Here is a 14844-nt window from a genome sequence, read left to right on the forward strand (position 1 = left end):
ATCCTTTTTCATAGCACGGATTCTATCATACCAAAAAAAGAAGGGGAACTCAAAAAAGGCCGCGACAAAATTACTTTTGTCGCGGCCTTTTAACGAACTAACCTGGTATGTTTTAAACGGGTTTTGTAAGTCAGCTCCCGATGGTTAGCCTTAAATATCAACCGATTGCTGCCTCAATATTCACCCGCTTGTATCAATCTTTGAAAACCATCGTAAACAGCTCGGCTGACAGCGGATTCTATTGTTCAGTTGGCTCTGTTGGTTCTTGGGGTGGGTTTTGGAGCAAGACTTTGCGTGGCTTGCTCCCTTCTGATGGGCCAATCACCCCACGGCTTTCCATCTCGTCGACCAAACGTGCCGCCCGGTTGTAGCCAACTCGAAAGCGGCGTTGCAGCATTGAAACACTGGCTGTTTGTTGTTTAATTACCAATTCAACTGCCTCTTGATAATATTCATCTTCTGGTTCTTCAGTTGATTGCTTTTCTTGCTCAGCGGTTGGAATCATTTCTTCATCGTATTCCGCCGTTTGTTGTGCCTTAATAAACGATACGATACTTTCGACATCTTGGCTCGAAATGAAAGCCCCTTGAACCCGCAATGGCTTGCTCATCCCGATTGGCATGTAAAGCATATCCCCACGGCCAAGAAGTTTTTCAGCGCCACTGCTGTCTAAGATCGTCCGTGAATCAATCCCACTGGATACTGCAAAAGCAATCCGCGATGGAATATTGGCCTTAATCAAACCCGTAATAACATCGACAGATGGCCGTTGGGTAGCGACAATCATATGAATGCCAGCGGCCCGCGCCATTTGTGCCAGACGAATAATCGCACTTTCAACTTCATTGCTGGCAACCATCATCAAATCAGATAATTCATCCACGATGACCACGATATAAGGCAGTGGCGCGCCCTTAATCTCACCGTCTTCATTGTGGCCTTGAATATACTGATTATATTCAATCATATTCCGCTGCCCCGTATCAGCAAATAATTGATAGCGCCGTTCCATTTCTTTAACAACCTTATTCAAGGCATTCGCTGCTTTTTTAGCGTTGGTCACAACGGGAATTAATAGATGCGGCACACCGTTATAGACATTTAATTCTACCATTTTCGGATCAATTAACATCAATTTAACTTCATGCGGTTTAGCACTCATTAAAATACTTGTGATAATCCCGTTAATCGCAACGGACTTCCCACTCCCTGTTGAACCGGCAATTAATAAATGCGGCATCTTGGCTAAATCTGACATAATGACCTTGCCCGAAATATCTTTTCCAAGCGGCACAGCGAGCGGTTTACCTGGGTGGGGTGGTTCTTGCTCAATCATTTCTCTAAAGGAGACCGTCGAAACCGTCGTGTTCGGTACTTCAATCCCGACATACGGTTTACCAGGGATAGGGGCTTCAATCCGAATATCCTTAGCCGCTAGGGCAAGGGCCAAATCATCTGCTAAATTAACAATCTTAGAGACCTTCACACCGACTGCCGGTTGAATTTCATACTTTGTTACAGCTGGACCTAGACTGGCACTTTTGACCGTTACATCGACACCAAATGAATCAAACGTTTGTTTCAAGACTTGTTGATTCTTCTCAATGGCTTCATATTCAGCACTCTGATCAGATGGCGGAATCTGCGTTAATAATTCTGGCGTGGGCAGTTCATAATCATCATCGGTCTCATTGGCGGGTGGAAGTTCTGCGACATCTGGGACATGATCTTGATCATCGTCATCAACAACTGGTTTCGCCGACGCGGATTCTGCTTGGGTCGCAATTGGTTTCGGGAGGTCCTTGGGGCCATTAATTTTAAAGGGTTCCAATTTTTGTTTTGGTGCATTTTCTGGGCCACCCGTTGCGGCCGCGGATTCTTGCGTCTCTGGTGCTTGCTTTGGTTGTTCAGTTTGTTCCGTTGCATTTTGAACGGCTTTTTGCGTCTGCGCTTTTAAGGCGCTGACTTGGGCCTTACCTTTTTCAGAGACCTTTTGCAGCCCTGATTTCGTGTAACCACCAACTTTAAAAAGCCCATGAACAAAGCGTTGTGTGCTCTGAACAACGATGCTAAATGGAATATCTAAGAAAACAAAAACACCAATAACCACAATCAAGACAGCAATGAGGTATGTCCCCATCTGCGCGAACAAAAAGTGAAACACACCATACAACGCGGCACCCACTAAGCCCCCACCGACTTCGGTTGTAACGGCCATCTTCTGAAAGTCTTCTAATAAAAGCTGCCATGTTGCAGCCAAGAAATGATTATTCACCGCTTGATGATGCAACACAAATGCCGACAGCCAAATTAAAATTCCCAGATACGCGATGGTAAAGCCAAGTGTTTTTTGGCGCCATAAGGGTGGCTGTTTACCATAAATCAACAAATAAACTCCTAAAAGGGCAAATAAAACAGCACTAATAATAAACGTATCCCCCACAAAAAGTCGAAATACATTTGCGCAAAGTGCTCCGATAAAGCCCAACTTGAGCCCCGCAAATAAACTGATTAAAATAAAAATAAACCCGATTATGTTAACTGTAAAATCAGTTTGTTGTTTTTTCTTTTTGCGTGTTGCTGGTTTTCTTTTTTTGCTTTTAGTGGCCATGAAAATCTCCTTTAACCTTAGATCCTACTATCCATTATACACGAACATCTGTACTACTAAACCCATAAATATCAGTCCCATTTCGTTTTTCATTACGCTACTAAAAAAGGCCACGGCAAACTTACCGTAACCTTTCGCTAATTAGTCTTCGTTAGCTTGTGCTGTAAACTGAAGTTGAACGCCACGATTTAAAGCAACTGCCGTCACTTGATACGTCAATGTTTCGATGTATTCAATCAATGGCCGCGAGAGCTTCATCATGTCTTTTTGATCAATTTCATTTGGTTCACCAAAGAAATCTAAAAGTTGGACCACTTGTGAAATTTGACCAGACACTGCAAAGCCACTCTTTTCCGGTGCAACTTGGAAAGGCGTCACAATTTGGTAAATATTCCCCGCGCTTAAATCAGCTTCTTGTAAATATGGATCTTCTTTGCTGATTGTTACTAAACTGACTTGAATATTTTGTTGTGGTTCTACATCAGGTGAAACACGATCATAATGAAAAGCATCAACCGTAATTGGATCTTTCTTCGTTTGCATCGCAAAACACTCCCTATTTTAATTTATCATTGTCATACAAATGACTCTTTTCGAGTCCTGGAAAATCTTGTTGACGTAATGCCTCAAAAATCACTAATGCCGCACAGTTCGAAAGATTTAATGCGCGAATATGGTCGGACATGGGAATTCGTAAACACCGCTCTTCATTTTCCCGCATGAAGGTTTCAGGTAACCCCGTTGTTTCCTTGCCAAACATAAAGTAATGATCAACACTTGTATCCGACACATCTTGATCAGAATAAGCTTGCTTAGCAAACTTCGTAATCAAATATAAATATTGACGGTCAGGCACGGTTGCTAAAAAGGCCGCCAAGTTCTTATGATAATTAATCTTAACTTGGTCCCAGTAATCCAGACCAGCCCGTTTTAAATGTTTATCGTCAGTTTCAAAGCCTAATGGTTCGATTAAATCTAAAATGGTATCTGTTCCTGCACACGTCCGCGCAATATTGCCGGTATTGGCAGGAATTAGTGGTTCGTATAATACAATATGATTAGTCACGGTCTAAACTTCCTTAAAAAAGATTCAGTAGATTAATTATACAATAGAATTTACAAAAGCTCTACCTTGCTTTACAAATAAAAAAACGCAGTCCCTCGGTTATTCACGGCGAGAAACTACGTTAGTATCATTTCATCACTAGCTTTTGTCAAAATCAATTCTGATAAAAGTTAGGGAAAAAAATCCTTAAAAATATTATAGCGCCCTTATTTTAGAGTTGCAATCAGATTTTTAAACTTTCTTTAAATTCTCATCATTTTCCCACTAAAACCGTGACATCTAATGAAATTTCAGGTAACGCTTCTAACGTGATAGCCGCTAATTGTTCCTTAGAAGCCGTCCACGTCAGCGGTGTCATCGCGATTAAATCGCGCAACGTTGCCGGTGTTAACGTCATTGTTTTTTGAACTTGCATTTCTTGATAGTCTGGAAAATGTTGCGCAAACAACGCTAAGACTGGCCCATGGTCATAGCTTTCCTTAGCTTGACCATGATACAGTAATTCCCGTAACTCATGTAAGTACCCCGCATTGGGAATCACTTTGATTAATTGGCCGCCTTGTTTTAAGACACGCTTAAATTCTTGATATTGTGATGGTGAAAAGATATTTAAAACGGTATCGACTTGCTGATTAGCAAATGGCATCCGGGCTAAGTCAGCCGCACAAAACCACCCATCGGCATTGTAATCACTCGCTAATTGAATCGCAGGTTTTGAAATATCAAACCCAATATAGCGTGCGGGAACTTGCGCGTTAAGCTGTTGCACCGGTGTCCCTTCACCACAACCGACATCGAGGACTAAACTATCCGGCACAAGCCGCGATGCAATTTCCCTTAAAAACGGTTGAAAGAACCCGGCCTGTAAAAAAGCCCGGCGATGTTGCAACATTTCCTTAGTATATTCAGATTTTATTTGCTTTGCTAGAAAATACAACGTCCCATTTTTTGCGAGATCAAAACTATGACCATTAACACAACGTAATTGATGCGCGGCTACGCTTATAAATGTGTCCTGACAAATTGGACATTGTAATACGGCCAAGTTTGACTTTAAAAACTGCTTGGCTAACTCAATTTTTTTCAAATAACGATTCTCCTTATACCACACTTTACATTCTTGAAATATCCAGTAGACTTAACAGTAAGTTATTGATGAAGGAAGTGTCACCATGCTCGAAACCTATCGCTTCGACAGCGCTAAGAAAAAGCTCACTAAACATGCCAAAGTTCAGCCCAGCAGTTGGATTAACGTCACTGATCCCTCGACTGAAGAAATTGAGCTGCTCACAAAGAAACTCCATATTCCGTCTGATTTTGTTTACTATAGTCTGGATGCAGATGAAAGTGCCCGTGCTGAGCACGATCCTGATTATAATGCGACTTTGATTATTTTCAACATGCCAATTCTTGAAAAAGACACGCAAAAACCGGATAAATACCTCTATAAAACAAGTCCCTTAGGGATTATTGTAACAGATTCGACCGTCTTAACCATCAACAAAACACCAGTCACCTTTTTACAGAGCTTTGTTGATGGCCAGATTAAAGGCTTCAATCCGCAAAATCACCGGAAAAGCGTCCTCCAGATTCTTTTCCGGATTTCAAGCATCTATCTCCAATATTTACGAGACATCAATCGAGCTCGTGAACAGATTGAATCGCGCTTACAAAGCTCCCTCCGCAATGAAGAACTCTTCGATTTGATGAGCATTCAACGCGGCTTAGTTTATTTCATGATGTCCTTAAAGACCGATAAAATGGTGCTCGCTAGTTTGATGCGGACTAATATGTTAGACCTTAACGAGGATGAAATTGAGTTACTCGATGATATTCAGATTGAAAACCAACAGGCCATTGAAATGGCCGAAATTTCCAACAAAATTATTAACGAAACGGCGGATACTTACTCGTCAATTATTAATAATAACATGAATAGCGTTATGAAATTCTTGGCATCTTATTCAATTATTTTAACCATCCCGGGACTGGTTTTTAGTTTTTACGGGATGAACGTGGATCTTCCATTTTCTCGCTCCAAAACCAGTTGGTTAATTACCTTGTTTATTTCCTTAATCATCTCCGGCGTGTTAGTCTATCGATTTTGGCGCAAACGCTATATTAAATAACTTGCGTCGGCCATCAAGCGGCAACTTATCGCGAATTAACCACCAATAGCAAATAAGCGCGCCAGCAATTGGTTAATTTTCGGCATTAATCGCAAGCATCTGCTTACAGCCATGTTTAAAATACTAAAGGTCGACTATCATTAAACACATTCACCCATTATTAGGGCTCGAATGTGTTTTTTGTTGACTTTCTTAAAAAAGGTCGTTATTATACGTTATGCACGGATGAATTTCGTGTTATTCAAAATAAATGTTCGTGTTTAAGGAGAATGCTCAATGGACGTATTTGATTACGAAGATGTTCAACTGATTCCTAACAAATGTATCGTGAAAAGTCGGAGCGAAATTGATACTAGCGTTCGCTTTGGCTCAGAAACATTTAAAATCCCAGTTGTCCCCGCTAACATGCAGACCATTATTGATGAACCGCTTGCTATCTGGCTTGCCGAAAATCATTACTTCTACGTCATGCATCGTTTCCAACCTGAAAAACGGCCTGCATTCATCCAGATGATGCATAAACGCGGCTTATTTGCCTCCATCAGTGTCGGCGTTAAAGACGATGAATTCGCCTTTATTAATCAATTAGCAACCGATAACTTACTCCCAGAATACATTACAATTGACATCGCCCATGGCCACTCACAAGTCGTAATCGCCATGATTCAACACATCAAAAAAGTGCTACCTAAGAGTTTCGTGATTGCCGGTAACGTCGGGACCCCTGAAGCTGTTCGCGATTTAGAACGTGCAGGTGCGGACGCAACAAAAGTCGGCATCGGCCCCGGTAAGGTTTGCATCACCAAAATCAAGACCGGTTTTGGAACTGGTGGTTGGCAACTCGCAGCCCTCAGGTGGTGTGCCAAAGCCGCAACCAAACCAATTATTGCCGATGGGGGGATTCGAACAAACGGCGACATTGCCAAATCAATTCGTTTTGGCGCTAGCATGGTGATGATCGGTGCCCTTTTTGCTGGACATCTTGAGTCCCCTGGTAAGTTAATTGAAGAAGATGGCCAACAATTCAAAGAATACTTTGGTTCTGCCTCAGAATTCCAAAAAGGGACGCACCAAAATGTTGAAGGCAAACGAATTCTAGTCCCTTACAAAGGTGCGCTTAACGAGACGCTTACTGAAATGCGTCAAGACTTACAGTCATCAATTTCGTATGCCGGTGGTAGGCGCTTATCATCATTAAAGAAGGTCGATTACGTCCTAGTTCGTCATTCAATTTTCAATGGCGATATCCTTTAAAAAAACAATCAAAAGAGCCAAGTCACCTTGTAAATTGGTGGTTTGGCTCTTTTTAGTTAGGTACCTAAAAAATTCTCTGAAATGGTTGAATCCGACTTTAAACAACTGTATAATTACCCCTGTCGCTTTAACCTTAGCGTCTACATTGATCAGAAAAGGGTGTGAAACAAATGGATATTAAACATACACTTGGAGATAACAGTGTTATCTTTCGTGATGCAACATACATTAGAAGAACGGTGTTTGTCCGAGAACAAAACATGCCGGAAACACAGGAAATTGATGCGCACGAAGATCACACGATTCACTATGTAGGTTACGTCAACCAAGACCCAGCAGTAACCGCCCGCGTGCACGTCTTAAACGACGGTGGATTTAGAATTCAGCGCGTTGCTACTATTAAAGCTTTCCGTGGCCAAGGACTCGGCTATCAATTAATCGAAACCATCATTGAGGACGCTAAACGCACCACAACGCCTTATATTATTTTATTCGCACAGGATCACGCCATTGGTTTCTACGAAAAATTAGGTTTTGTTGTCACTAGCGAAGGTGAAATGGAAGCGGGCATTCCCCACCACTATATGAAATTAACGCTCTAAACCAAAAAACATATAGTCTTATGAAGGACTCTAAAAAAATTAACCATTTTAATATTAGCGTGTGCGGGCTTGACGCCTAATTTCAATTGGCGTCAGGGCCGCACTTTTTCGTGTTATTAGACCATCAATAAACCGTGAAATATATCGATTAAAGCCTTGCACCAAATACGTCAACAAAATATTTAGCCGTAAAAAAAGGGCCCAGTCAGTTACTGACTGGGCCCTTTTTCATTATTTATGACTCATATAATCCTGAAACTGACTTGAACCATTCAAAAAGATGACTGATTAATATCTTGATAATCGCATAGGCTGGAATCCCGAGAATCACTCCGGCAAGGCCGAATAACTTCCCAGAAGCCAGTAACACAATAATCGTCGTAACTGGGTACATTGCCATCTTGCTGCCCAAGACCAATGGTGAAACCAAACGGCCTTCCAAAGTCTGTTCAATGGCAAATACGATGAGTACTTTAATCAATAACAACGGCGAGATAAACGCTGCGATAATCACTGACGGTACCATCGCTAAGAACGAGCCCAAATACGGAATTAAGTTTAAAATCCCCGCTAAAATGCCGAGCGTCAAACCATATTTCATTCCAATAATCCAGTAGCCACCAGTAAACATAACTGCGACCCAAAACGCCACGGTCAACTGGCCACGGATATATTGACTAACTTGGGCATTAATTTCTTCCAACACTTTACCAGTGGTTGCCCGCACTTTAACTGGGAAGAATTTTAACAAGTAATCTTTCAATCGGTAACCATCTTTTAACATGAAGAATAAAATGAATGGCATCGTTACAATTGCAATAACCACATTGGTCACCACGCCGACTGCTGTTCCAATATGACTAACAGTTGAAGTCAACATTTTATTGACTTTACTTGATAAGTTACTAAACGCATCCGTATTGATATCGTTTAATTGTTTTTGAATTGATTTGAAGGCTGGATCATTAAACCATTTCATAGTCTGGGTCTGAATATTCGCCCAATAAGACGGCCAATGATTAATTAAACTCGTTGTTTGCGATTGAATGATTGGAATAATCGTCGCAATCCCCCAAACAAGTAACCCCACGATTAAGATAAAGATAAGCGTAATCGATAATACCCGATTTAAATGCCACCGCCGCTCCAACCAATCAATGAGTGGATTCGTTAGATAGTATAAAACGGCAGCAATAATAATTGGTAACCCGATTATTAACATCAACGACTGAATTGGTTCTAACAGCCAGGCAAGTTTTGTCAGTAATAGTATAATCAGCAACATTAATAACACGTTTAACAAAACAATCGGTAGTTTTTTATTTAAAAACCATTTAAAAAACCATGAACGTTCTGTTTGTGGCGGTTTATTCTCTGTCACACCAATTCACCTAATTCCCTACATAGTTTCTTGATACGTTATCTGCGTTCCCACTTTAAATTCAGGAAAAGCCGGAACACCCGCTACAGCTGGCGTTAAATAAAGCCCACTTTGCAGTTGATCTTCTTGGGGCGCTGGTCCAAAGATTAAGGCGACATGGCCAATAGTGTTGAGGTTAGAATTTACCAACGCGCCGACATACGTAATTGTATAGGGTTGCTGATTAATCATAACGGCCGAATCTGTCGTCAGTGTTAGTTGCTTTTTGGCTGTTTCGTCCATAAACCGTTGAATCAATGCCACGTCTTGAATGGCAGCTGTCGCATGTTCATCGAATAAAATAACCATTGGTTCTTGAGCATCAACGGCGTCGTTGCCAATTGCAATAATTTCTGCTTGCGTGTTCATAATGAAATCTCCTCTTAGTTAAGATAGTATCATTGTAGCATATTCGCGGCTTAGTTTTAGTAACTGATGAATGCTTTTAGTAACAAATTAAACCGTTTTCGCATGAATATGCTATACTCAAAGAAGTATTTGACGAAGGGAGTCTGATTATGACAGAAGAAGTTTTAATCGGTGGTTATACCCGCCGAATTGGTAAAGGTATCTATCGTGGGATTTTCGACGCAACAACTGCAACCGTGAATGACATTCAGCCATTCATTAACCTCGATAACGCCTCATATTTAACCATTTCAAACCGCAACATCCTCTACACCGTTATTAAAGATGGGGATCAAGGTGGGATTGCTGCTTATGACTTGGCCGATGGCACACCAGTCTTTTTAAACGCGGTCTTAGCAGCTGGCGCGCCCCCTGCATACGTGGCAGTCGATGAAGATCGTCAATTCGTTTATGCAGCTAATTATCATAAAGGCGAAATTCTCGTTTATCAAATCCAAGCTGATGGCAGCCTAAGCTTAGCTAGCACGACGGTTCATGAAGGTCATGGTCCACGACCTGAACAAGCTAGCGCCCATGTACATTACACCGATCTAACACCTGATCACCGCTTAGTGGTTTGTGATTTAGGGACGGATGAATTAGTGACCTATACCGTCGACAATGCTGGACAATTAACCAAAGTGGCTACTTATAAGAGTGCGCCTGGTTTTGGCACACGCCATTTAGTTTTTCACCCCAATCACAAGACAGCTTACCTATTGGGGGAATTGGCCAGTGAAGTGACGGTCTTAGATTATCATGCAGCCGATGGGTCTTTTAGCACGGTTGCTACCTACTCAATGTTACCAACCGATTGGCACGAAGCAAACGGTGGCGCAGCCATCCGTGTTTCCCGTGATGGCCGTTTTCTCTATGCTTCCAACCGTGGATACAATTCAATCGTTGTGTATGCCATCAGTGATGATAGTCGCCAATTACGAACAATCCAGCAAATGTCAACGGATGGTGAATTTCCTCGTGACTTCAATCTTTCTACTGATAACAATTTTCTATTAGCCGTTAACCAAAATAGTGACAACGGTACGCTTTATCGGCGCGACGCTCAAACCGGTTTATTGACTGCTTGTCAAAAAGACTTAGAAACACCTGAAGGCGTCTGTGTCTTATTCCATTAAAAAAAAGATTGACCGTATTGGTCAATCTTTTTTTATTTACTGCTTTTTACGATCCATTAAATTGATGATAATTGCAATAGCAATTACCACAATTGATGCAAAATAAATGAAGTGTAACCCAGTATATAGAATATGACGTAGAGTTGGTAATAGTTGTTTAGGTAAGTTCAAGGCCGTTTCTGGATTAATCAACTCATTTAACATATTTTGATCTAAGCGTCCATTACCGGCGATGCCCTTTGCCAATTGACGATTTAAGATAATTCCATAGACCGAGACCATCAAGGTTTGCCCTAATGTCCGACTCAACGTATTAAAAGACGTTGCAACACCAACTTTGTCAGCACCGGCGACGCTTTGTGCAGTAACCGTGGTAGTCGTAATGATTAAGCCAAACCCGACACCCAAACCAGCAGCCACTAATAAGAAGAACCAAAACGGTGTGGTTTGTGGTACTAATGCTAAGATGAAACTCCCAACAAGTAAAATACCCAAACTACTGGTTAAAATCGTCCGTGGTGCGTGCTTAACAAGTAACTGTCCTGCCCATAATGAAGCAAAAATCCACATTACAGAACTAGGCGTCACAACAAAGCCCCCCATGGAGGCTTTCAATCCAAGAATACCTTGCATCCACATTGGCATGTACACTTCAAAGCCAATTAAGAAACCACTAACTAAAGCAGCCACCGTATTTTGGACAACGAATGTTCGATTTTTAAATAATGATAATGAGATAATCGGATCTTGCGCATGTTTCTCAACACGAATAAAGAGATAAAAAGTCACCGCTGCAATCACGAGCATTGACCCTAAAACAAGCATTGATGGTTTTGCTTCGCCCATGACTTGGAAGCCATAAAGTAAACTCAATAAAGCCGCCATTAACCATAAACTGCCCCAATAGTCGACTGGTTCATCACTTGTCTTCCACTCTTCTTGGAGAAAGTACCAAATTAAGCCGATTGTAATGATGCCAATTGGCACATTAATGAAGAAAATCCAATGCCAGGTTAACTTATCAACAATGAATCCCCCTAAAAGTGGGGCGATAATAGAGGCAATCCCCCATGCTGAACCGTTAAATCCTAGAACTTTTGCCCGTTTTTCAATTGGATAAATATCGGCAATAATCGTAAATGATACTGGCATAATCGCTCCGGCTCCCAAACCTTGAATTGCCCGGGAAACAATTAACGTCCCCATGTGGTTTGATAATCCACATAAAGATGACCCAATGACAAACAAGGCCAGGCCAAAGATGAAGATTGGTTTACGACCAATCCGATCCGCCATTTTACCATAAATTGGCGTCATCATTGCATTCGTCAACAGATAGATTGAAAAGACCCAGTTCATCAATTTCATACCATGTAAATTACTAATGATGGTTGGCATCGCTGTTGAAACAATCGTCCCTTCAATGGCCGTCATGAAGGTTGCGACGAAAATCGCAATCGTCACGAGTAATACGTTTGTTTTTCTTCCCTTACTTTGTTCCATTCTTAGGCTCCCTCTCTTATTCCTGGGCATAAAAAGAGCCTTTTCTTAGCTCAAATAAGCTAAGGAAAGGCCGCCTCTTTTTACTCGTCTAATAACCCATTAGGCATTTAGTTTAGCAATACTTGCCTTTAAGGCATCCACTTTATCTAAACGTTCCCATGGAAATTCGACATCTGTACGCCCAAAGTGCCCATATGCAGCTGTTTGCTTGTATATTGGTCTTTGTAAATCTAGCATTTGAATAATCCCTGCTGGTCGTAAATCAAAGTTTTCACGAATTGCAGTTTGAATCTTTTCTTCACTAACGGTCCCTGTTTCAAAAGTATTAACTGAAACCGAAACAGGTTGCGCCACACCAATGGCATAAGCCAATTGAACTTCGCACTTGCGCGCTAACCCAGCCGCTACGACATTTTTGGCAATATAACGTGCCGCATAACTGGCTGAACGGTCCACTTTAGTAGCATCTTTCCCTGAGAAAGCGCCGCCACCATGACGTGCGTAACCGCCGTAAGTATCAACAATGATCTTACGACCAGTCAATCCTGAATCACCTTGTGGTCCACCGATCACAAATCGACCAGTCGGATTGATGAAATACTTTGTTTGATCATCCAAGTATTTGGCTGGAATAACGGTTTTAATCGCTTGTTCAAGCATATCCTTTTGAATCGTTTCTAAAGTCACATCTTCATCATGTTGAGTACTGATAACAACGGTATCGACACGAACAGGTTGTTCGTTTTCGTCATATTCAACCGTGACTTGCGCTTTCGCATCTGGTCTTAAATAGGCGAGTTGCCCGTTTTTTCTTAATTCAGCGACTTTACGCATTAAACGGTGTGAAAGGGCAACTGGTAACGGCATCAATTCTGGTGTCTGATCAACAGCAAAGCCAAACATTAGCCCTTGATCGCCCGCACCAATTTTATCAAGTGGATCTTCATCTTTTGTCCGTGATTCAACTGAATCATCGACCCCTTGTGCAATATCAGGCGATTGCTCATCAAGTGCAACAATCACGGCACAGTTATCGCCATCAAAGCCATAATGACCATCACGATAACCAATCCCTTTAATAGTCTCTCTAACCACCTTTTGGATATCAACATATGCCGTTGTTGAAATTTCGCCAACAACTAGGACTAACCCAGTTGTGACAGTTGTTTCACAAGCAACCCGTGCTTGTGGATCTTGTGCTAACATCGCATCTAAGATGGCATCACTAATTTGATCAGCAATCTTATCTGGATGACCTTCAGAAACAGATTCCGAAGTAAATAAATGTCTTTCTTGCATTTCTATATTTCCCCCTATATATGTGTCGGTTACAAGGCCTCTTCACAATGTGTGAATCCTATCGGGAACTTCTCATAACTTTACTATCCTAGCACAAAACTCAATCGATTTCAAAAGCCGTTGACCTTCTTTTCTAAAAAAGTTAAGATGAAACACATATCCTAAGAAAGAAGTGGTGCTATTGTTCTATCTCAACCAACAACATCTAAAGGCTTCAATTCGGCCCCAGTTACTGACTATGTTTAATTATTTAAATCTTGGATTAATTGTCGGACTAACAATGTGGCCATTTCCGAAACAATTCGGATTTTCGTTTTACTTAACCGCAATTTTAGGGGCACTATTGGCCATTCTACTGGTCTTATCACCGCAGTACAAGCCCAAGCGAATAATGGCAGCTAGTGCCCTTTTATTGGCAATTATTCTAGCCACTATTATCAGCTGGCGTGACTTACCGCTTATTGGCCTTCTATCAGTGCTTACAAGTATTCTCGTCTTAGTTCCTTTCATCTATCCGTACCAGTTTAACAATCGTATTTTACGGCTTTCATTCCAATTCTTATTGGCGCCTTTTTTCTTTTTAATTACTCAGATTTTTAGCGGTATTCATTTTATTCCTGAGAATTTACTCATTAAATTAGGCCTATTCTTAGCCATCATCTATCTCCTCGAACTAACAACGCACAATCGAATAATTACAAGTATCAGTTATGTATTGTGGGCCTGCATTATTATTGCAGTAATTTTAACCCATTTAATTCACGGTTGGCATTTAATTCTTTTTGCAGGGAGCCAGTTATTATTAATTGCGTTACAACTAGGTCTCATTAAACCGAACTGCTATTTACAAGAACTTGGTTATTTGCTATTAATTACTGGTATCTTTAATTAAACCAATTAGACAACAAAAAAGCGTCAGCAACAAATTGCTGACGCTTTTTTAGGACGGTCACAACGGGACTCGAACCCGTGATCTCCTGCGTGACAGGCAGGCGTCCTAACCAGCTAGACCATGCGACCGAATGGAGGTTACAGGGCTCGAACCTGTGACCCTCTGCTTGTAAGGCAGACGCTCTCCCAACTGAGCTAAACCTCCAACAAAATGACCCGTACGGGATTTGAACCCATGATACCGCCGTGAAAGGGCGGTGTCTTAACCACTTGACCAACGGGCCATGTCATTTATTATTAACGGAGAGTGAGGGATTCGAACCCTCGAAACAGGTTAGACCCATTTACATGATTTCCAATCATGCTCCTTCGGCCGCTCGGACAACTCTCCAAATAATTGACTCCGGTTGTCAGGCTCGAACTGACGACATCATGATTAACAGTCATGCGCTCTACCAACTGAGCTAAACCGGAATGAAACAGCGCGGCAGCGTCCTATCCTCGCAGGTAGTTTCCCACCAACTA

At 41.6% G+C, this 14844-nt stretch carries 13 protein-coding genes, 5 tRNA genes and 1 riboswitch; of the genes, 5 read left to right on the top strand and 13 right to left on the bottom strand.

Going from position 1 to position 14844, the window contains the following annotated elements:
* Positions 1–238: 238 nt before the first annotated feature.
* From J7Q78_RS07030 to J7Q78_RS07045, 4 genes are all read right to left on the bottom strand, one after another.
* A complete protein-coding gene (locus J7Q78_RS07030; protein WP_208422276.1) occupies positions 239–2611 on the bottom strand; it encodes an FtsK/SpoIIIE family DNA translocase in 2373 nt (790 codons plus the stop codon).
* 141 nt (positions 2612–2752) lie between these two features.
* Positions 2753–3154 (bottom strand): DUF1149 family protein, encoded by a 402-nt coding sequence (locus J7Q78_RS07035; RefSeq protein ID WP_154242547.1) that lies wholly within the window; start codon positions 3152–3154, stop codon positions 2753–2755.
* A gap of 13 nt (positions 3155–3167) precedes the next feature.
* Entirely contained in the window at positions 3168–3677 is a 510-nt protein-coding gene (gene trmL / locus J7Q78_RS07040) for a tRNA (uridine(34)/cytosine(34)/5-carboxymethylaminomethyluridine(34)-2'-O)-methyltransferase TrmL (RefSeq protein WP_154242546.1), read from the bottom strand.
* A gap of 253 nt (positions 3678–3930) precedes the next feature.
* On the bottom strand, positions 3931–4764 hold the full coding sequence (locus tag J7Q78_RS07045) for a methyltransferase domain-containing protein (protein ID WP_154242545.1): 834 nt from the start codon (positions 4762–4764) through the stop codon (positions 3931–3933).
* Positions 4765–4849: 85 nt separating this feature from the next.
* Between J7Q78_RS07045 and J7Q78_RS07050 the strand changes: the two genes are divergently transcribed.
* The 3 genes from J7Q78_RS07050 to J7Q78_RS07060 all read left to right on the top strand — a co-directional run bounded on the left by J7Q78_RS07050 (position 4850) and on the right by J7Q78_RS07060 (position 7662).
* On the top strand, positions 4850–5806 hold the full coding sequence (locus J7Q78_RS07050; protein ID WP_154242544.1) for a magnesium transporter CorA family protein: 957 nt from the start codon (positions 4850–4852) through the stop codon (positions 5804–5806).
* Between the two features lie 276 nt (positions 5807–6082).
* Positions 6083–7060 (top strand): GMP reductase, encoded by a 978-nt coding sequence (locus J7Q78_RS07055; RefSeq protein WP_208422277.1) that lies wholly within the window; start codon positions 6083–6085, stop codon positions 7058–7060.
* 170 nt (positions 7061–7230) lie between these two features.
* Complete coding sequence (locus J7Q78_RS07060; protein ID WP_154242542.1) at positions 7231–7662, top strand: GNAT family N-acetyltransferase; 432 nt, start codon at positions 7231–7233, stop codon at positions 7660–7662.
* A gap of 235 nt (positions 7663–7897) precedes the next feature.
* Here J7Q78_RS07060 and J7Q78_RS07065 read toward each other — a convergent pair whose 3' ends face one another.
* Entirely contained in the window at positions 7898–9043 is a 1146-nt protein-coding gene (locus tag J7Q78_RS07065; RefSeq protein WP_208422278.1) for an AI-2E family transporter, read from the bottom strand.
* Positions 9044–9061: 18 nt separating this feature from the next.
* On the bottom strand, positions 9062–9451 hold the full coding sequence (locus tag J7Q78_RS07070) for a PTS glucitol/sorbitol transporter subunit IIA (protein WP_208422279.1): 390 nt from the start codon (positions 9449–9451) through the stop codon (positions 9062–9064).
* Positions 9452–9600: 149 nt separating this feature from the next.
* Between J7Q78_RS07070 and J7Q78_RS07075 the strand changes: the two genes are divergently transcribed.
* Complete coding sequence (locus J7Q78_RS07075) at positions 9601–10626, top strand: lactonase family protein (protein ID WP_208422280.1); 1026 nt, start codon at positions 9601–9603, stop codon at positions 10624–10626.
* A gap of 36 nt (positions 10627–10662) precedes the next feature.
* Here the strand turns inward: J7Q78_RS07075 and J7Q78_RS07080 are convergent, their stop codons facing one another.
* Positions 10663–12129 (bottom strand): MDR family MFS transporter, encoded by a 1467-nt coding sequence (locus J7Q78_RS07080; protein ID WP_208422281.1) that lies wholly within the window; start codon positions 12127–12129, stop codon positions 10663–10665.
* A 99-nt stretch (positions 12130–12228) separates the two neighbouring features.
* Positions 12229–13428 (bottom strand): methionine adenosyltransferase, encoded by a 1200-nt coding sequence (metK, locus tag J7Q78_RS07085; RefSeq protein WP_208422282.1) that lies wholly within the window; start codon positions 13426–13428, stop codon positions 12229–12231.
* Positions 13426–13511: riboswitch (SMK box riboswitch) on the bottom strand. It overlaps the preceding gene by 3 nt.
* A gap of 92 nt (positions 13512–13603) precedes the next feature.
* Between metK and J7Q78_RS07090 the strand changes: the two genes are divergently transcribed.
* A complete protein-coding gene (locus J7Q78_RS07090) occupies positions 13604–14320 on the top strand; it encodes a hypothetical protein (protein ID WP_235688074.1) in 717 nt (238 codons plus the stop codon).
* A gap of 54 nt (positions 14321–14374) precedes the next feature.
* On the opposite strand, the gene J7Q78_RS07095 is transcribed toward J7Q78_RS07090, so the two are convergent.
* The 5 genes from J7Q78_RS07095 to J7Q78_RS07115 all read right to left on the bottom strand — a co-directional run bounded on the left by J7Q78_RS07095 (position 14375) and on the right by J7Q78_RS07115 (position 14793).
* Positions 14375–14448 (bottom strand) — tRNA-Asp (locus tag J7Q78_RS07095).
* Positions 14449–14451: 3 nt separating this feature from the next.
* Positions 14452–14524, bottom strand: a tRNA-Val gene (locus tag J7Q78_RS07100).
* 7 nt (positions 14525–14531) lie between these two features.
* A tRNA-Glu gene (locus J7Q78_RS07105) sits at positions 14532–14603 on the bottom strand.
* 17 nt (positions 14604–14620) lie between these two features.
* Positions 14621–14710: transfer RNA gene (locus J7Q78_RS07110), tRNA-Ser, on the bottom strand.
* A gap of 10 nt (positions 14711–14720) precedes the next feature.
* Positions 14721–14793 (bottom strand) — tRNA-Asn (locus J7Q78_RS07115).
* Between the last annotated feature and the right edge of the window lie 51 nt (positions 14794–14844).

It is taken from the genome of Latilactobacillus fragifolii, from assembly GCF_905332535.1.
GTDB lineage: Bacteria > Bacillota > Bacilli > Lactobacillales > Lactobacillaceae > Latilactobacillus > Latilactobacillus fragifolii.